The sequence below is a fragment of the Saccharopolyspora hordei genome (assembly GCF_013410345.1).
GTDB lineage: Bacteria > Actinomycetota > Actinomycetes > Mycobacteriales > Pseudonocardiaceae > Saccharopolyspora > Saccharopolyspora hordei.
The window spans coordinates 2700454-2716675 of record NZ_JACCFJ010000001.1; the positions used below are offsets into that span (position 1 = coordinate 2700454).

13 protein-coding genes are annotated in these 16222 nt (G+C 72.9%); 3 read left to right on the plus strand and 10 right to left on the minus strand.

Features of this window, described 5'->3' with window-relative positions:
• Window positions 1–48: 48 nt before the first annotated feature.
• The gene (locus HNR68_RS12630; protein ID WP_218888283.1) at window positions 49–1509 is read right to left on the minus strand and encodes an amino acid permease; all 1461 of its coding nucleotides are present in this window, start codon (window positions 1507–1509) and stop codon (window positions 49–51) included.
• 758 nt (window positions 1510–2267) lie between these two features.
• On the opposite strand from HNR68_RS12630, the gene HNR68_RS12635 reads away from it, so the two are divergent.
• Both HNR68_RS12635 and HNR68_RS12640 read left to right on the plus strand, forming a co-directional pair.
• Entirely contained in the window at window positions 2268–3365 is a 1098-nt protein-coding gene (locus HNR68_RS12635) for a DnaJ domain-containing protein (protein WP_179720680.1), read from the plus strand.
• A gap of 440 nt (window positions 3366–3805) precedes the next feature.
• Window positions 3806–4492: a dienelactone hydrolase family protein gene (locus tag HNR68_RS12640; RefSeq protein ID WP_343050102.1), complete on the plus strand. Its 687-nt coding sequence runs from the start codon at window positions 3806–3808 to the stop codon at window positions 4490–4492.
• A 65-nt stretch (window positions 4493–4557) separates the two neighbouring features.
• On the opposite strand, the gene HNR68_RS12645 is transcribed toward HNR68_RS12640, so the two are convergent.
• The 4 genes from HNR68_RS12645 to HNR68_RS12660 form a co-directional block, all read right to left on the minus strand.
• On the minus strand, window positions 4558–5715 hold the full coding sequence (locus HNR68_RS12645) for an NAD(P)/FAD-dependent oxidoreductase (RefSeq protein ID WP_179720684.1): 1158 nt from the start codon (window positions 5713–5715) through the stop codon (window positions 4558–4560).
• The gene (locus HNR68_RS12650; RefSeq protein ID WP_179720686.1) at window positions 5712–7154 is read right to left on the minus strand and encodes a sodium:solute symporter family protein; all 1443 of its coding nucleotides are present in this window, start codon (window positions 7152–7154) and stop codon (window positions 5712–5714) included. Before HNR68_RS12650 ends, HNR68_RS12645 begins: the two co-directional genes overlap by 4 nt.
• 16 nt (window positions 7155–7170) lie before the next feature.
• Entirely contained in the window at window positions 7171–8301 is a 1131-nt protein-coding gene (solA, locus tag HNR68_RS12655) for an N-methyl-L-tryptophan oxidase (RefSeq protein WP_179720688.1), read from the minus strand.
• Between the two features lie 102 nt (window positions 8302–8403).
• A complete protein-coding gene (locus HNR68_RS12660) occupies window positions 8404–9123 on the minus strand; it encodes a UTRA domain-containing protein (protein WP_179720690.1) in 720 nt (239 codons plus the stop codon).
• A gap of 186 nt (window positions 9124–9309) precedes the next feature.
• On the opposite strand from HNR68_RS12660, the gene HNR68_RS12665 reads away from it, so the two are divergent.
• Window positions 9310–10443, plus strand: coding sequence for a CaiB/BaiF CoA transferase family protein (locus tag HNR68_RS12665; protein ID WP_179720692.1), 1134 nt, complete (start codon window positions 9310–9312; stop codon window positions 10441–10443).
• Window positions 10444–10488: 45 nt separating this feature from the next.
• On the opposite strand, the gene fabG is transcribed toward HNR68_RS12665, so the two are convergent.
• From fabG to HNR68_RS12690, 5 genes are all read right to left on the minus strand, one after another.
• Entirely contained in the window at window positions 10489–11223 is a 735-nt protein-coding gene (gene fabG, locus HNR68_RS12670; RefSeq protein WP_179720694.1) for a 3-oxoacyl-ACP reductase FabG, read from the minus strand.
• 29 nt (window positions 11224–11252) lie between these two features.
• Window positions 11253–12401, minus strand: a complete 1149-nt coding sequence (locus tag HNR68_RS12675; protein WP_179720696.1) for a thiolase — start codon at window positions 12399–12401, stop codon at window positions 11253–11255.
• A complete protein-coding gene (locus HNR68_RS12680) occupies window positions 12398–12781 on the minus strand; it encodes a Zn-ribbon domain-containing OB-fold protein (protein WP_179720697.1) in 384 nt (127 codons plus the stop codon). The genes HNR68_RS12675 and HNR68_RS12680 overlap by 4 nt, the downstream gene beginning before the upstream one ends.
• A 26-nt stretch (window positions 12782–12807) precedes the next feature.
• Window positions 12808–14937 (minus strand): acetate--CoA ligase family protein, encoded by a 2130-nt coding sequence (locus HNR68_RS12685; protein ID WP_179720698.1) that lies wholly within the window; start codon window positions 14935–14937, stop codon window positions 12808–12810.
• A gap of 140 nt (window positions 14938–15077) precedes the next feature.
• A complete protein-coding gene (locus HNR68_RS12690) occupies window positions 15078–16217 on the minus strand; it encodes an acyl-CoA dehydrogenase family protein (RefSeq protein WP_179720700.1) in 1140 nt (379 codons plus the stop codon).
• Window positions 16218–16222 lie beyond the last annotated feature (5 nt).

A 16222-nucleotide genomic window follows, 5' to 3' on the forward strand; every position in this document is an offset into this window, starting at 1 on the left:
GGTGTTCTCGCCGGGTGACCCGTGGCGGAGCCACCCGGCGAGCGTCCGTCAGGAGCGGGCGGGCTCGACCTCGCCGGCGGCCAGGGCGCTGTGCTTGACGCTGTAGGTGAAGTACAGGGCGAGCGCCAGGCCGATCCAGACCGCGAACATCAGGAACGTGCTCCAGGGCAGCTGCGAGATCAGGTAGAGGCACGCGGCGACGCTCAGGGCCGGGACCACCGGGTAGCCCGGGACGCGGAAGCCGCGCTCGAGCTCCGGTCGGGTGCGGCGCAGGACCACCACGCCCGCGGAGACGACGGTGAACGCCACCAGCGTGCCCATGCTCGTCAGGTTGGCCAGCGTGTTCAGTGGCACCGCCGCCGCCAGCAGCCCGACGAACAGCGAGACGACCAGGGTGTTGCGCACCGGGGTGCGGCGGCGCGGGTGCACCGTGTGGAAGAACCGCGGCACCATCCCGTCGCGGCCCATCGAGAACAGGATCCGGGTCTGGCCGTAGATCGTGGTCAGGGTGACGCCGAAGATCGACACCACGCCACCGGCGGCGAGCACGATCGCCGGCCAGCCCGAGCCGGTGATGTCGCTCAGGATCGCCGCCAGGCCCGCGTCCTGGCCCTCGAAGGCCTGCCACGGCTGAGCGCCGATCCCGGCGACGGCCACCAGGAGGTAGATGGTGGTGACGATCGCGATGCACCAGAAGATCGCCAGCGGCAACGTCCGGCGCGGGTCCCGGACCTCCTCGCCCGCGGTGGAGACGGTGTCCATGCCGATGTAGGAGAAGAACACCATCGAGGCGGCGGCGCCGACGCCCGCCGCGCCGAACGGGGCGAACGGCTGGGCGTTCTCGGCCTTGAAGGCGGTGAAGGCGACCGCGACGAACAGCAGCAGCACGGCGAGCTTGATGCACACCGTGATCGCGTTGATCGTCGCGGACTCCTTGGCGCCGCGCACCAGCAGCAGGCAGCAGGCGGTGACCAGCACCGCGGCCGGGAGGTTGAGGATGCCGCCCTCACCGGGCGGAGCGCTGAACGCGGCCGGGATCTGCCAGCCGACCACGTCGCCGAGCAGCGCGTTGAGGTACTCGCCCCAGCCGACCGCCACCGCCGAGGCCGCTACCCCGTACTCCAGCAGCAGGCACGCCCCGACGAGGAAGGCGATCAGCTCGCCCAGCGTGGCGTAGGCGTAGGTGTAGGACGCGCCGGCGACCGGGATCGTGGAGGCGAGCTCGGCGTAGCAGAGCGCGGTGAGCGCCGCGGTGATCGCGGCCAGCACGAACGAGATGACCACCGCCGGCCCGGCCTTGGGCACGGCCTCGTTGAGCACGATGAAGATGCCGGTGCCGACCGTCGACCCGACGCCGATCATGGTCAGCCGGGCGACGCCCAGCGACCGCCGCAGCTCGCCGCCGCCGGTGTCGGCACCGCTCTCGGCGACGAGCGTGCTGATCGGTTTGCGCCGCATCACCCGGACCCAGCCGGTGGTGGACTGGCCGGTGGGCGCGGAACCGGACATGCGTGCTCCCCTGAGGAATCGTCGTTCGCAGCGGGAAAATGGTGGAGCACCGGGTCCGGCGCCCGCGAACCGGGGCCGCCGAATCGCCGTTCGCATCCGGCGCCGGACTCTAGGGGCGACAAAATTCGTCGTCAACGTCCTCGAGCGCGGCAAATCCTTCGTCTGGCGAGAAGTGCCGCCCGTTCATTTCCGGTACGCCCGGTTGTGGCGCACGGCACGCCCCTCCGGCGGGACGATCGTGGCTGCCGTGACCATCGCCGCGCGCGGGACCTGCTAGGGTGGGCGACGGCACGGTGGGCGTCGAGCCCGCCGACGGACAGACTTCGCGGTGCCGGGCGAGCCGGCCGGAGCCCCTCCCGCTCCGGTCCGCGGACCCGGCGGCGCACCGCTGGAGCTAGCCGAGCCGGTTCGAGGCGCCACTTGACAACCGCGCCCGGCTGTTCCGGGTGGTCAAAAGGGAGGGACGGCCCCGCCGTCTCGGCCACCCGCGTGGAAGAGCCCGCTGACCCGAAGGTCAGCGGGTTTTTCGCGTTCCGGGGTGTGCCGTCCGGGCGGAGGCGGGGGCTCGCGCCGACGGGTGCACCGACTGCGCCATCACGGTGATCGAGGCGGTCGGGTGGGGCGCGGTGGCCCGGTCCGTCGACGACACTCAGGTCGGGAAGGAGATCACCCGGAGGCCGGGGACGGCCGACCGCGGTTGATCTTGGTCTCGGCGCGGGTCCTATCATGACCGCGCACCAGTGGGAGGCAGGAGGGCCGTGCGCGGGGTCGACTACTACGAACTGCTCGGCGTGCGTCGGGATGCGACCGCTTCGGAGATCAAATCCGCGTACCGGACGTTGGCCCGCACCATGCACCCCGACGTCGGTGGCACCGCGGGCACCTTCCGCCTGCTGCAGGAGGCCTACGAGACCCTCAACGACCCGGTGCGCCGGGCCAGCTACGACGGCGCCTGCCAGGAGGAGGAGTCCGAGCCGGAACACCGGCCGCGCCCCACCGCCACCCGCCGTCGCCGCCGGACCTTCGGCGACGACCCCGACTACGTGCCGCGGCTGCCCCGGCTGCGGCTGGACGACATCGCGTGGTGGGACGGCGTCGACCCGGACGCGCGGATCCGCTACCTGCCGATCACCGGCCCCGAGCGCGCCCCCACCCTCGCGCTGGTCGGCGGCTGGACGCTGCTGCTGCTCGCCGGCCTGGCCGTCGACCTGACCGCCGCGCTGCTGGCGTGCTGGCTCGGGCTGCTGGTGGCCTCGGGCGCGGTGGTCGTGGTGATGCTGCGGCGGCACATCCGCGCGCACCGCGCCGACCGGCTGTTCGTCGCGGAGCACGGCGGTCGCCGGATCTTCGGGCAGCGCGCCACCACGGACCCGCAGAACCGCGCCCAGCAGCTCACCGCCGAGCTGTGCGCCAAGTACCTGACCCGGCTGCCCGGCGCGCGGGTGTTCCACGGCCTGGCCTGGCCCGGTTCGGTCTTCGAGGACGTCGACCACGCGGTGCTGTGCGGTCGGCGGCTGGTGCTGGTGGAGTCCAAGACCTGGCTGCCCGGTCACTACACCACCGACGAGGACGGCACCCTGTGGCGCAACGGCCACCCGTTCCGCGGCGGTACGACCAGGCTGGTGGAGGGCGTCGAGGTCTTCGAGGAGCTGCTGCCCGGGGTGGAGGTGCGTGGCGCCGTGCTGATCTACCCGAGCCGCTCCGGTGAGGTCACCACCGTCGAGCAGGACGGGCAGGTCGCGCCGATGACCCCGGCGCAGTTCGTCCGCGAGATCGGCAGCTGGCTGGCCGAGGACCCGTACAGCGTCGACCGCGAGGCCTTCACCACCGTGCTCGACCAGGTCGTCCACGACTGACCCGGCGGTCAACGCCCCGCCCGCAACGCCGCAGCGGGCGGCCGGAGGCCGAAGGCACCCGCCGACCGTCCACGGAGGACCACGCCCCCGCGCGCCATGCCCGCCCCTGACCTGCGGCGACAGTCACGGGCGAGCGCGACACCGGTCCGGCCAGGGCCGTGAGGTGCCAGTTTTGCCTGGAACTGGCAGGGCGTCGCCGAGGGAGGTGGGGTGTCGGTTCCGCCTGGCTGGCAGGGTGGGCCCGGTCTGGTTGCGGGGGTGGGTGCCGGGTTGAGTGTGGTGGGGACGGGGGTTGGCAGGTGGGGTGTGCCTCGATACGGTGATGATCTTCGTCGGGGTGGGTCGCTGCGCGGGTGCCCCGGCAGGAGCACGTGCGATCAGCCTGACCCGGCGCGACCATGTGCCGGTCGGCTCACAGGTCCGGTCAGAGGAGTGCCAAGGTGACGAATCCGCACCAGAACGTCAGCTTCCCCAGCAACGGGCGCACCGCGCACGGGTACCTGGCGACGCCCTCCGGCAGCGGCCCCGGCGTGGTCGTGATCCAGGAGTGGTGGGGGCTGACCGATCACGTCGCGGACGTGACCGACCGGCTGGCGGCCGAGGGGTTCGTGGCCCTCGCCCCCGACCTCTACGGCGGGCACACCACGCACGACGCGAAGGAAGCCGCCCGGATGATGAAGGAGCTGCCGGTCGACCAGGCGGCCCGCGACCTCGCCGGCGCGGTCGACTTCCTGCTCAAGCACGAGCAGGTGACCAGCACGTCGGTCGGCGTGGTCGGGTTCTGCATGGGCGGCAAGTTCGCCATCGTGCTGGCCGCGCAGCAGGGCGACCGGGTGGGGGCGGCGGTGCCGTTCTACGGCCTGCCCTCGGTGGACGAGACCGACTTCTCCGGGCTCACCGCGCCGATGCTGTGCCACTTCGGCGAGTACGACCGCACGATCAGCGTGGAGGCGGTCAGCGAGCTGCGCGACAAGATCCAGCGGCAGTCCCCGGTCCGGCCGCAGATCTACTTCTACCCGGCGGGTCACGCGTTCTTCAACGACCAGAACCCGGCGGCCTACCACGAGGACTCGGCCCGCACGGCGTGGCCGCGGACCCTCGACTTCCTCCGCCGCCACCTCAGCTGACCGAGCGGGTGCGGTGCCGCGGGGGATCGACCCGGTCGATCCCCCGCGACGTCGCGTGACGCGGGCTACTGCTGGCCGGCGAAGCGGGCCGGGCGCAGCGGCGGCAGGTCGGAACGCCCGACCAGGCGCTGGGGCCGGAACCCGGCGAGGACGTCCTGCTGCTCACCGGCGACGACCTCCCGGGCCGCCAGGCGGCCCAGCAGCGGGCCGAGGGTGATGCCGCTGTGCGTGGCGAGCACGTAGACCGTGCCGCGCTCGCCGAGGAACCCGGCGACCGTGAGGCCGTCGGCCGGCATCGAGCGCTGCCCGACGCGCAACGACTCCAGGCGCGCGCCCTCAGTCCCCGCGAGCAGGTCGGTCAGGCGGGCGCACAGCGTCGCGGCCAGCTCACCGTCCGGGGACGGCGGGGCGGCGGGGTCGGCCTGGGCGTCGAGGTCCAGCCCCTGCACGATGAGCCGCCCACCGCCGTCCGGGCGGACGTTGAGGCGCGGCGTGGTCAGCACCCGGTCCAGCCGGGTCGGCAGCGGCCGGGTGAAGCCGAGCAGCCCGACCGTGGCCGAGCCCGCGGCGTCCGGGTCGGCCATCGGGACCCGGTGGCCGGCCGACGCGGTCAGGGCCTCGCTCCAGCGACCGGTCGCGAGCACCACCGCGTCGAAGTCCTCCGTCCCGGCGGTGGACTCGACGCGCGCGCCACCCTCCACTTCGGACACCGCGCGCACTTCGACCGGGCAGCGGAGCTCGGCACCGCGCTCCCGCGCCTCGCCCCACAGGCGCGCGACGAGCAGCGCCGGGAAGACGTGGCCCTCGGTGGGGTAGAAGGCGATGTCGCGGACCCCCTCCGGCACCCGCAGGTCCGGCACCAACTCGCGGGCCCGCTGCGGGGTGATCCACTCCACCGGGTAGTCGCGCTCGGTCAGCTGCGCGACCGAGGCGGCCAGCCGCTCGGCCCCCGCCGCGTCCTCGGCCCACTCCAGGTTCCCGGTGCGCGCCAACCAGTCCCCACCGGGACCGGCCAGCTCGGCGTGCTCGGCCATGCCCGCGACGTTGAGGTCGTGGTAGGCGCGCGGGTCCTTGCTGTGCGAGTTGGTCCAGGCGAACGACGTGCCCGAGGTCCCGGCCAGCGGGGCGGACCGTTCGAAGACGGTCACCTCGGCGCCGGCCAGCGCCAACGCGCGGGCGGTGCTGGCGCCCAGCACCCCGAGACCGATCACGGCGATCTTCATGCTCGTTCCCTCACTTGTTCGCTGCGGACGGGTGCACCGGGCTTGCCCGGTGTGGCGAGTGCCGTCACCAGCAGCACCGCGGCCGAGGCGGCGATGCCGTAGACGGCGTACGGGACCGTGGTGTCGAGCAGCTGCGCCGCCGCGCACCCGACGATGCCGGCCAGCATGCTGGCGATCGCGGCGACCGGCGTGAGCCGGCGGCGCCGGTGCAGGACGTAGCCGAGGAAGATGGGCGCGGCCAGCGCGGCGGCCGAGTAGGCGTAGGTGGCCACCAGCCAGGTCAGGGCCTTGGGGAACAGGATGGCCAGGACCGCGGCCAGCACCGACACCCCGACGGTGATCATCCGCGACAGCGCCACCGTCTGCCGCTCGCCCTGCTGCTTGCCCGCGATGTTCTGGTACACGTCGCGGATCAGGTTGGCCACCACGGACTGCAGCGCCGCGCCGGTGGTGGAGACGATCGTCGACACCAGGAACGCGCCGAAGACGATGACCAGCCAGCTCGGCAGCTGGGTGAGCAGCCACCCGGCGGCGTCCTCCTCGTTGGCCAGGCCCGGGTTCATCGAGCGCACCGACAGCCCGATGCACCCGGCGTAGACACCGCCGACGAGCATGGTCAGCCCGGACAGCCCGAGCCCGCGGCGGGCGTCGGAGACCTTCCTGGTGGCGAAGACGCGCTGGTAGTAGAGCTGGTTGGTGAGCGTGCCGGGCAGGATCGCCGCGACCCACAGCCAGATCTGCTCCCAGCCTGCGGCGGTCAGGCCCTCCCAGCCCCACAGCCGCTGCGGCAGCGTCGCCGTGATGTGGCCCCAGCCCCCGGCCAGGTGCACCGCGTAGGCGGCCACGCCGAGCGACATCGCGATCATGAACAGGCCGAAGACGAAGTCGGTCCAGGCCACCGAGGTCAACCCGCCCGGGAGCACGAACAGCAGCGAGGCCACCATGATGAGCAGGATGAGCGCGGTGGGGGAGACGCCGGTGAGCTGGCCGAAGAGCTGGGCGAAGGCGACGAACTGGGTGGCCAGCCAGCCGAACGGCACCACCAGGGCGGCCAGCGCGGCGATCGCGGTGACCAGCTTGTGCCGGCCGAACAGCTTGGTGATGATGTCCGGCACGGTGGTGAAGCGCTGTTGGCGCAACCACGTCGCGATGAGCATCAGCACGAGGAAGCCGACCAGCACGCAGCCCTCGTAGATGAACACCGACCAGCCGGACTCGTAGCCGATGCCGACGTGCGCGATGAGCACCCCGCCACCGGTGGCGGTGGCGAACTGGGTGACGATCACGACGACGAGCGGCAGTGATTCGCCCGCGGTGAGCCAGTCCTTCGAGCTCTTCGCCTTCCGTCCGAAGTAGACGGACATGCCGATGCCGGAACCGATCACCAGCAGGCTGGCGATGACGACTCCGACGATCTGCCCGGTGGATCCTGCGGTCATGGTCGTCCTCCGGTGGTCACGCGAAGCGGTGGGGGTCCAGGTGTCTGGTGTCGTGCGCGGTGCTCCCGCGCAGCACGAGGTCGGCGCCGATCTCGCCGAAGACCGGCGCGAGCTTGAAGCCGTGGCCGGAGAAGCCGGTCATGACCGTGGCACCGGGGTGGCCGGGCAGCGGGCCCAGCAGGGCGTGCTCGTCGGGGGTGAACCCCTCGGCGTAGGTGCCGATGCGCACCGGGTGCGGAGTCACTCCGGGCAGCAGCCGCTGCGCGGCGTCGGAGGCCGCGCGGGCGAACGCGGGCGCGGCGCTGCGCGGCAGCTCGTCCGGGCTCTGCAGGGTCGGCCAGCCCAGGTGGTGGGGCACCACCTTGACGGACGCCCCGTCCAGCACCGGGAAGCAGGAGAACCCGGCGTCGCGGTGCCGGCGGATCGCGATCGGCATCTCCTCCGGCCGGTGCGCGCCCGGGTCCCGCGCGGCGAACCAGCAGGCGGTGATCATCCGGACCTCGATCGGCAGTGACCGCAGCGGTTCCAGCGCGGGCGCCCACGGGCCGGGGGCGAACACGACGTGGTCGACGTCGAACGTGCTGCTGTCGCTGCTGATCCGCCAGCCCCGCGCGGTCTCGGCGACGTCGGTGACGCGGTGGTGGGGCAGGACCTCGGCGCCCTCGTCGGCGGCGACGCGCAGCGCGGCCTGCACGGCGGGTTCCGGGCGCAGCACGCCGGCGGCCGGGTCGAGCACCGCGACCTCGTCGTCGTCGAACCGGTGCTGCGGGAACCGCTTGCGGGCTTGTGCGGCGTCGAGCACCTCGTGGTCGAGGTCGTGCGCCTCGGCGCAGCGCCGGACCGCCTGGACGTCGGGGTGGTCGGCGGGGCCGATGGTCAAGCCGCCGCACAGGGTGAGCAGCTCGGTGCCCGCGGCGCGTTCCAGGTCGCGCCACAGCCGCTCGGCGCGCTGCAGCAGCGGGACGTAGTGCGAGCCCTCCTTGTAGGCGGTGCGGAAGATGCGCGACTCGCCGGCGGAGGCGCCGCGGTCGTGGCCGGGGGAGTGGGTGTCGAGGGCGAGGACGTCGGCTCCTCGCCGGGCGAGCTGCCAGCTGGTCATGGCACCGATCACGCCGGTGCCGATCACTGCGACGCGAGGTCGGCTCATGGTCGCTCCAGGGGTGTGGAGGAGTGGGTGGGGACCGCCGCTGGAGACGCGGGTGTCCCGCGGTCGGCCGCACCGGCCGACCGCTCTCTCGGAGTGGAAAGGTCAGTCCGAAGTGGACAGGACCGTGTGCTCGATGAAGAACTCGACGAGGTCCGGGCGGATGATGTGCCACATGGCCTCGGCGAGCTTGCCGTTGGTCAGCCAGGTCAACCGGCGGAGCCGGATCACCGCCCCGCCCACGGGCAGGTGCAACCGGGCTGCGGTGTCCTCGTCGAGGAGGACCGGGTCGATGTAGACACGGGACTTGGCGGCCGGCACGCCGGTGCGGGCGAAGTGGGCGTGCACGGTCAGGTGCTCGAGGTCCTCGTCCAGCAGTCGAGGTGCCAGCGAGAACGGGACGCAGGACAGTTCCACGGCGATCGGGTTGTCGTCCACGTCGAACTTCAGCCGCCGCAGCTGGTTCACCGGCGCGTCCTCGGGCACGCCGGGCAGTTCGACGTCGGCCTCGCGCGCCGGGATCACCGACGCCGAGTCCACCGCGTGCCGCCCCGGGATCTCCGGGCCCGGCAGCGTCGGGTTCACCATGCGCAGCAGGTTCTCCTGCCGCGCGCCTTCGGCGACGAAGGTGCCGCGCCGCCGGTGGCGTTCCACCAGTCCGGCCTGCGCCAGCTCGGTGAGCACCCGCTGCGCGGTCGCGCGGCTGACCGAGTGCTGCCGCTGGAGCTCGGCCTCGGTGGGCAACCGGGCACCGGGCGGCAGCGCACCGGAGCGGATCTTCTGCTCCAGCTCGGTGCGGATGCGCAGGTACGCGGGTGTCGCCACGGGGAGGAACCTAGCGCGCTGTCAATTGACCGGTCAATACTCGATTCGAACGGTCGAGTGGGCGTGGATATGTACGGCCATAGTCGTCGCAGGAGCGGTATGACGGCATTGACACGTCGGCAGGGAGCGGGCAATGCTGACCTGCGATTGGCCGTACAAATCCTCGGCGGGAAGGAGAACGGGTCGATGCTTCCGCTGGAAGGCGTGACCGTGGTGTCCCTGGAGCAGGCGGTCGCCGCCCCGTTCGCCACCCGGCAGCTGGCCGACCTCGGCGCCCGGGTGATCAAGGTCGAGCGCCCGACCGGGGACTTCGCCCGCGGCTACGACACCACGGTCAAGGGGCTCTCCAGCCACTTCGTCTGGCTCAACCGCAACAAGGAGAGCATCGTCCTGGACCTCAAGTCCGCCGCCGACCGCGAGACGATGGACAAGCTGCTGGCCCGCGCGGACGTGTTCGTGCAGAACCTCGCGCCGGGCGCCGCGGCCCGGCTCGGCCTCGGCGCCGAGGAACTGCGGGCGAAGGACCCGCGGCTGATCGTCTGCGACCTCTCCGGCTACGGCAGCACCGGGCCGTACCGCGACAAGAAGGCCTACGACCTGCTGATCCAGTGCGAGACCGGTCTGGTCTCCATCACCGGCAGCCCGGAGGAGCCCGCCAAGACGGGCATCTCGACCGCGGACATCGCCGGCGGCATGTACGCGTTCACCGGTGTGCTCACCGCGCTCTACGAGCGCGAGCGCACCGGGCGGGGCACGGCGTTCGAGGTGTCGCTGTTCGACGCGCTGGGCGAGTGGATGGGCTTCCCGTACTACTACTCCTACGGCGGTGCCGAGCCGCCGCGCGCCGGGGCCCGGCACGCGGCCATCGCGCCCTACGGGCCGTTCGCCGCGGGGGACGGCGGGCGGGTGTTCCTCGGGGTGCAGAACGAGCGGGAATGGGTGAAGTTCTGCGAGGAGGTGCTCGAGCGGCCCGAGCTGGCGACCGATCCGCGCTTCGACGCCAACCCGAAGCGGGTGGCCAACCTCGGCGAGCTGCAGGTCGCCATCGAGGAGGTGTTCGCCTCGATGAGCAGCGGCGAGATCGAGCAGCGGCTGGAGCGGGTCGGCATCGCCAACGCCCGGATGCGCACCGTCGCCGAGTTCGCCGAGCACCCGCAGCTGGCGGCCCGCGACCGCTGGCGCGAGGTCGACACCCCGGCCGGGCCGGTCCGCGCCCTGCTGCCGCCGGTGACGGTGCCGGGACGCGAACCGCGCATGGACCCGATCCCGGAGGTCGGCCAGCACACCGAGGCCATCCTCGCCGAGCTCGACGGAGACTGAGCACGGTTGCTGGGGCGCCGTTGTCGCGGCGCCCCAGCCGGTCGGTCAGATGTGGCGGCCGCCGGTGATCTCCAGGACGCAGCCCGTCATGTAGGACGACATCTCCGACGCCAGGAACAGGACCACGGAGGCGACCTCGGAGGGCTCGCCCGCGCGCTGCATCGGGATCTCCGCCAGCTTGGCCTGCCAGACGTCCTCGCGCAGCGCCGTGGTCATGTCGGTGCGGATCAGGCCCGGCTGCACCGCGTTGACCCGCACGCCCTTGTGCGCGACCTCCTTGGCCGCGGCCTTGGTCAGGCCGACGATGCCGGCCTTGGCCGCGCTGTAGTTGGTCTGGCCGACCATGCCGACCTTGCCGGAGATCGACGAGACGTTGACGATGGAGCCGCTGCCCTGCTCGCGCATCACCGCCGCCGCGGCCCGGGTGCCCAGCCAGGCGCCCTTGACGTGCACGTCCAGCACCGCCTCGAAGTCGTCCAGGGTCATCTTGCGCATCGTGGCGTCACGGGTGATGCCGGCGTTGTTCACCATCACGTCCAGCGAGCCGAACTCGCCGGTGGCGGTCTCGATCGCGGCCTGCACCGCGTCGGGGTCGGTCACGTCGCAGGCCACGCCGATCGCCGTGCCCGCACCGCCGAGCTGTTCCGCCGACCGCTTCGCCAGGTCACCGTCGATGTCGGCGAGCACCACCTTCGCGCCCTCCGCGACGAACCGCTCCGCGATCGCGAACCCGATCCCCTTGCCGCCGCCGGTGATCACCGCGACCTCGTCCTGCAGCATCCACGAACCTCCTCAGCAGACAGTCGTCGTCACAACGTGCGGGCGGTGCCGAACACCGCGGTCACCTGGCTGGACAGCACCCCGCCGTTGCCGTGCGCGAGCGCCACGTCCGCGCCCTCCACCTGCCGAGCGCCGCACTCGCCGCGGAGCTGGCGCACCGCCTCGATGACGGTGAAGATGCCGTACATGCCCGGGTGGCAGTAGGACAGCCCACCGCCGTTGGTGTTCACCGGCAGCTCGCCGCCCGGCGCGATGCGGCCCTCGGCGACGAACGAGCCGCCCTCGCCCTTCGCGCAGAACCCGAGGTCCTCCAGGAACAGCACCGGGTTGATCGTGAAGGCGTCGTAGAGCTCGACCACGTCGACGTCCTGCGGTCCGAGGCCGGCCATCGCGAACGCCCGGGCGCCGGACTCGGTCGCCGCGGTCACCGTCAGGTCCGGCATCTCCGAGATGCTGCGGTGCGAGGTGGCCTCGCCGACGCCGAGCAGGTACACCGGGTCGCCGCGGAGGTCGCGTGCGCGGTCGGCGCTGGTGAGCACCACGGCGCCGCCGCCGTCGGTGACCAGGCAGCAGTCCAGCTTCGTCAACGGGTCGCTGATCATGCGCGCGGACAGCACGTCCTCGCGGGTCAGCGGACCGCGCGCGAACGCGACCGGGTTGAGCTGCGCCCACTGCCGCGCTGCCACGGCCACGTCGGCCAGCTGCTCGCGCGTGGTGCCGTACTGGTGCATGTGCCGGGCGGCGGCCAGCGCGTACATGCTGATCGGGTGGCGGGCCCGGTAGGGAGCCTCGTACGGGTTGGGCTTGGACGGCGAGACCAGGCGACCGCCGTCGGAGCGCTGCGTGCTGCCGTAGACGACGAGCGCGGTGGTGATCACGCCCGCGTCGATCGCCGCGGCGGCGTGCAGCAGGTGCGAGACGAACGAGCTGCCGCCGATGGTCGACCCGTCCACGTACGCGGGCCGGATGCCGAGGTACTCGGCGGTGTCCATGCCGGACATCGGGTAGTAGGACGAGGCGGTGAACAGACCGTCCACATCGGACTTCGACAGTCCGGCGTCGGCGAGGGCGCGCACCGTCGCCTGCCCGACCAGGTCCAGCGGGGTCAGTCCCGGCGCGACCTGCCCGAGGTCCGACTCGGCCACGCCCACCACCGCCGCGGTGCCGCGCAACGTCATGACAGCTCCTCCCGGAACACGGCGACGGGTTGCCCGTCCTGCTCGACCACGTCCAGCGCGACCCTGGTCCCGATGAGGACCCGGTCGGGAGCCACGCCCTCGACCCGCGACATCATGCGGAAGCCCTCGTCGAGGTCGACCAGCGACACGTTGTGCACCCCGTCCCGGCCGCGCACCGCGGTCGTGGAGTAGACGCGGCCGCGGCCGCTGCTGCGGTGCCAGGCCAGGTCGTCGCTGCCGCACGCCGGGCACAGCACGCGCGGCTGGAACACCGCCGCCGAGCACGCCCGGCAGCGCTGGAACCGCAGCTCACCGGCTGCCAGCCCGTCCCGGAACACGGTCTCGGGCGCCGCCCCGGCAGGGGGCGTCACTTCGCTCATGTCCTCCTCCTCGTGGGGAAACCTCGTCAGCGCGCCGGTGCCAGCACGGCCAGGCAGTCCACCGCCACGACGCCCTTGCCCGCCTCGTCGAGCAGCAGCGGGTTGACGTCGAGCTCGGCGACGTCGTCGGCCAGGTCGTGGGCCAGCCACGACAGGCGCGCCACCGCGTCGGCCGCCGCGGCCAGGTCCCGCGGCGGCTTGCCGCGCACCTCGCCGAACAGGCGGCTCCCGCGCAGCGACAGCAGCAGGCGTTCGGCCGCGGCGGTGTCCAGCGGCGCGACACCGACCTGGCTGTCGGCGAGCACGTCCACCAGCACCCCGCCGAACCCGACCACGACGACCGGGCCGAACGCGGGGTCGTGCTCGAGCCCCACGATGAGCTCGGTGCCGCCCGCGGCCATCCGCTGCACCAGCAGCCGCGCCCCCGGATCACCGGCCTCGCGGGCGATGCCGAGCAGGTCGCTCGCCGCCGCGCGGACGTCCGCCTCGTCGGTCAGGCCCAGCCGGACGCCGCCGATGTCGGACTTGTGCGCGATGCGGTCGGACAGCAGCTTGACCGCCACCGGGCCGCCGAGGTCGCGCGCGGCGGCGACCGCCGCGTCCGGGGTGGCGGCCGGGAACGCGCCCGCGCACGGGATGCCGTAGGCGGCGATGAGGCGGCTCGACTCGTGCTCGTCGAGCTGGGTGCGGCCCTGGTCCCGGGCGTCCTGCACGATCGCGCGGACCACCTGGTCGTCGATGTCGTCCGGCCGCTGCGGCGCGGGCAGCGGGCCGCGCAGGCTGAAGTCGGCGAGCTCGCCCAGCGCTGCGGCCGCGCGGCCGGGGTCGGTGAAGCACGGGATGCCCAGCTCCTGCAACCGCTTCCGGGGACGCCCGCTGCCGCCGGTCCACACCACCACCAGCGGGCGGTCGGTGGCGCGGTGCGCCTGCTCGATGGCGTCGATCAACTGCGCGGAGGCGTTGTCGGCGTTGCCCAGCAGCACCGCGATCATGTCCGTGCCGGGGTGCTGCACCGCCACCTCGAGGCTGCGCCGCAGCAGGTCCGGCTCGCTGATCAGCGTCGCGGTCAGGTCGATCGGGTTGCGCGGCGAGCCGTAGGGCGGGATCACCGCGGCCATCCGCTGCTGCCACGCCTCGTCCCACGGCTGCACCTGCAGGCCGTGCTCGCTGGCGACGTCGGCCATCAGCACCCCGGCGCCCCCGGACAGCGAGAGCGTGCTCAGCCGGCGGCCGCGGGCCCGCCGCCCGGTGGCGAACACCTGGGCGGTGTCGAGCAGCTGGTCCTGGCCGTCGAGCCGGACGATGCCGTGCTGGCGGGCCGCGCCGTCGAAGACCGCGTCCTCCCCGGCCAGCGAGGCGGTGTGCGACTGGGCGGCGCGGGCGCCCGCCTCGGACCGGCCGACCTTGACCACCAGGATCGGCTTGTCGAGCTCGTGCGCCCGGCGCGCCACCTCCAGCAGTTCCCGCCCCCGGTGCACGCCTTCGAGGTAGGCCATGAGCACCTCGACGCCGTCGGTCTCCACCAGTCCGCCGAGCACTTCGGCCACCGACAGGTCGGCCTCGTTGCCGGTGTTGAGGAAGTGCGAGATGCCCAGCCCGGCGTTCTGGGCCGCGCTGAAGATGAACGTGCCGAACGCGCCGCTCTGGCTGACGAAGGCCACCGGTCCGTCGACCAGCTCGGTGCAGTCGTCCATCGCGGAGGTGAAGGTGGGCATCGCGCGGTCGCGCAGGCTGAACATGCCCAGGCAGTTCGGGCCCAGCACGCGGATGCCGGTCTCGGCGACCACCGCCTCCAGCTGCCGTTGCAGGTGCTCGCCGCGCTGGCCGGTCTCGGCGAAGCCGGCCGCGCCGACGATCGCCGCGGGGATGCCGCGCGCGGCGCAGGCGCGCAGCCCGTCGACGACCTTGTCGGCGGGCAGCATCACCATGGCCAGGTCGATCTCGCCGTCGACCTCGTCCAGGTCGCGGTAGGCGCGCAGCCCCTGCACCTCGGTGCGCTTTGGGTTGATCGGCAGCAGCCGGCCGGTGTAGCCGAACCGCTTCATCAGCTCGATCGGGCGCCCGGAGAGCTTGACCGGGTTGTCCGAGGCGCCCAGCACGGCGATCGACCGGGGGTGCAGCAAGCGCTGGATCGCGGAGTGGTCGGCAGCGTCCACGGGCATCCTCCTCGCGGTGGGAACGGACAGAGCGCTCGACGCCGGGGACCGCGAGTCCCCTGGGAACCGGGGACGCGGTTCGCACGGGAACCGCAGCTCCGACTCCCAGTGGAGTTGCGTGTCCACGTCGGAGTCGTGGGTCAGGTGAACTGGCGCAGGAGCTGCTTGGCGATGATGAGCTTCTGGATCTCGCTGGTGCCCTCGTAGATGCGGAACACCCGGGAATCGCGGTAGAAGCGCTCCACCGGGACCCCGCGCATGTAGCCCGACCCGCCGTGCACCTGCACCGCCCGGTCGGCCACCCGGGAGACCATCTCGCTGCAGAACAGCTTCGCGCACGACGGCGCCAGCCGGGTGTCGGCACCGGAGTCGTACTCGCGCGCCGCTTCCAGCACCATCGCCCGCCCCGCGTAGTACTCCGCCTGCGACTCGGCCAGCAGCGCCTGCACCAGCTGGAACCGGCTGATCGGCCCGCCGCCCTGCTGGGCTTCGGCGGCGAACCGCACCGACTCCTCGACGATCCGCCCGGCCAGGCCCACGCAGATGGCCGCGATGTGCAGCCGGCCGCGGGTCAGCGAGGACATCGCGGCGGCGAACCCGGTGCCCTCCTGCCCGCCGACCAGCGCCTCGGCGGGCACCCGCGCGTCGTCGAAGAACACCTCCGCGGTGTGCGCCCCGGCCTGCCCCATCTTGGCGTTCGGCGGGCCGATGCGGACGCCGTCCAGCCCGGTCTCGACCAGGAACACCGAGATGCCGCCGCGCACGTCCTCCCCGGTGCGCGCGAAGACCACCAGCACGTCGGCGTGCGGCGCGTTGGTGATGAACCGCTTCGCCCCGGACAGCACGTACTCCGCGCCGTCGCGGACCGCGGTGGTGCGCACCGAACTCGGGTCCGAGCCCGCGCCGTCCTCGGTGAGCGCGAAGGAGGCGATCGCCTCGCCGGCGGCCAACCGCGGCAACCACCGCTGCTTCTGCTCCTCGGTGCCGTACTTGACGATGACCTGCCCGGCGATGCCGTTGTTGGTGCCGAACATGCTCCGGAACGCCGGGACCGCGTGGCCCAGTTCGATCGCCAGCCGCACGTCCTCGCTCATCGACAGGCCGAGCCCGCCGTACTCCTCCGGCAGGGCGAAGCCGAACAAGCCCATGTCCGCGGCGGCGCGGCGCAGCCGCTCCGGGATCGCGTCGGTCCGCTCGATCTCGTCCTCGGCGGGCACCACCTCCTCGCGGACGAAGTCGCGCACCGTGCGCAGCACGTCCTCGAACACGTTCGGATCCATCGCTC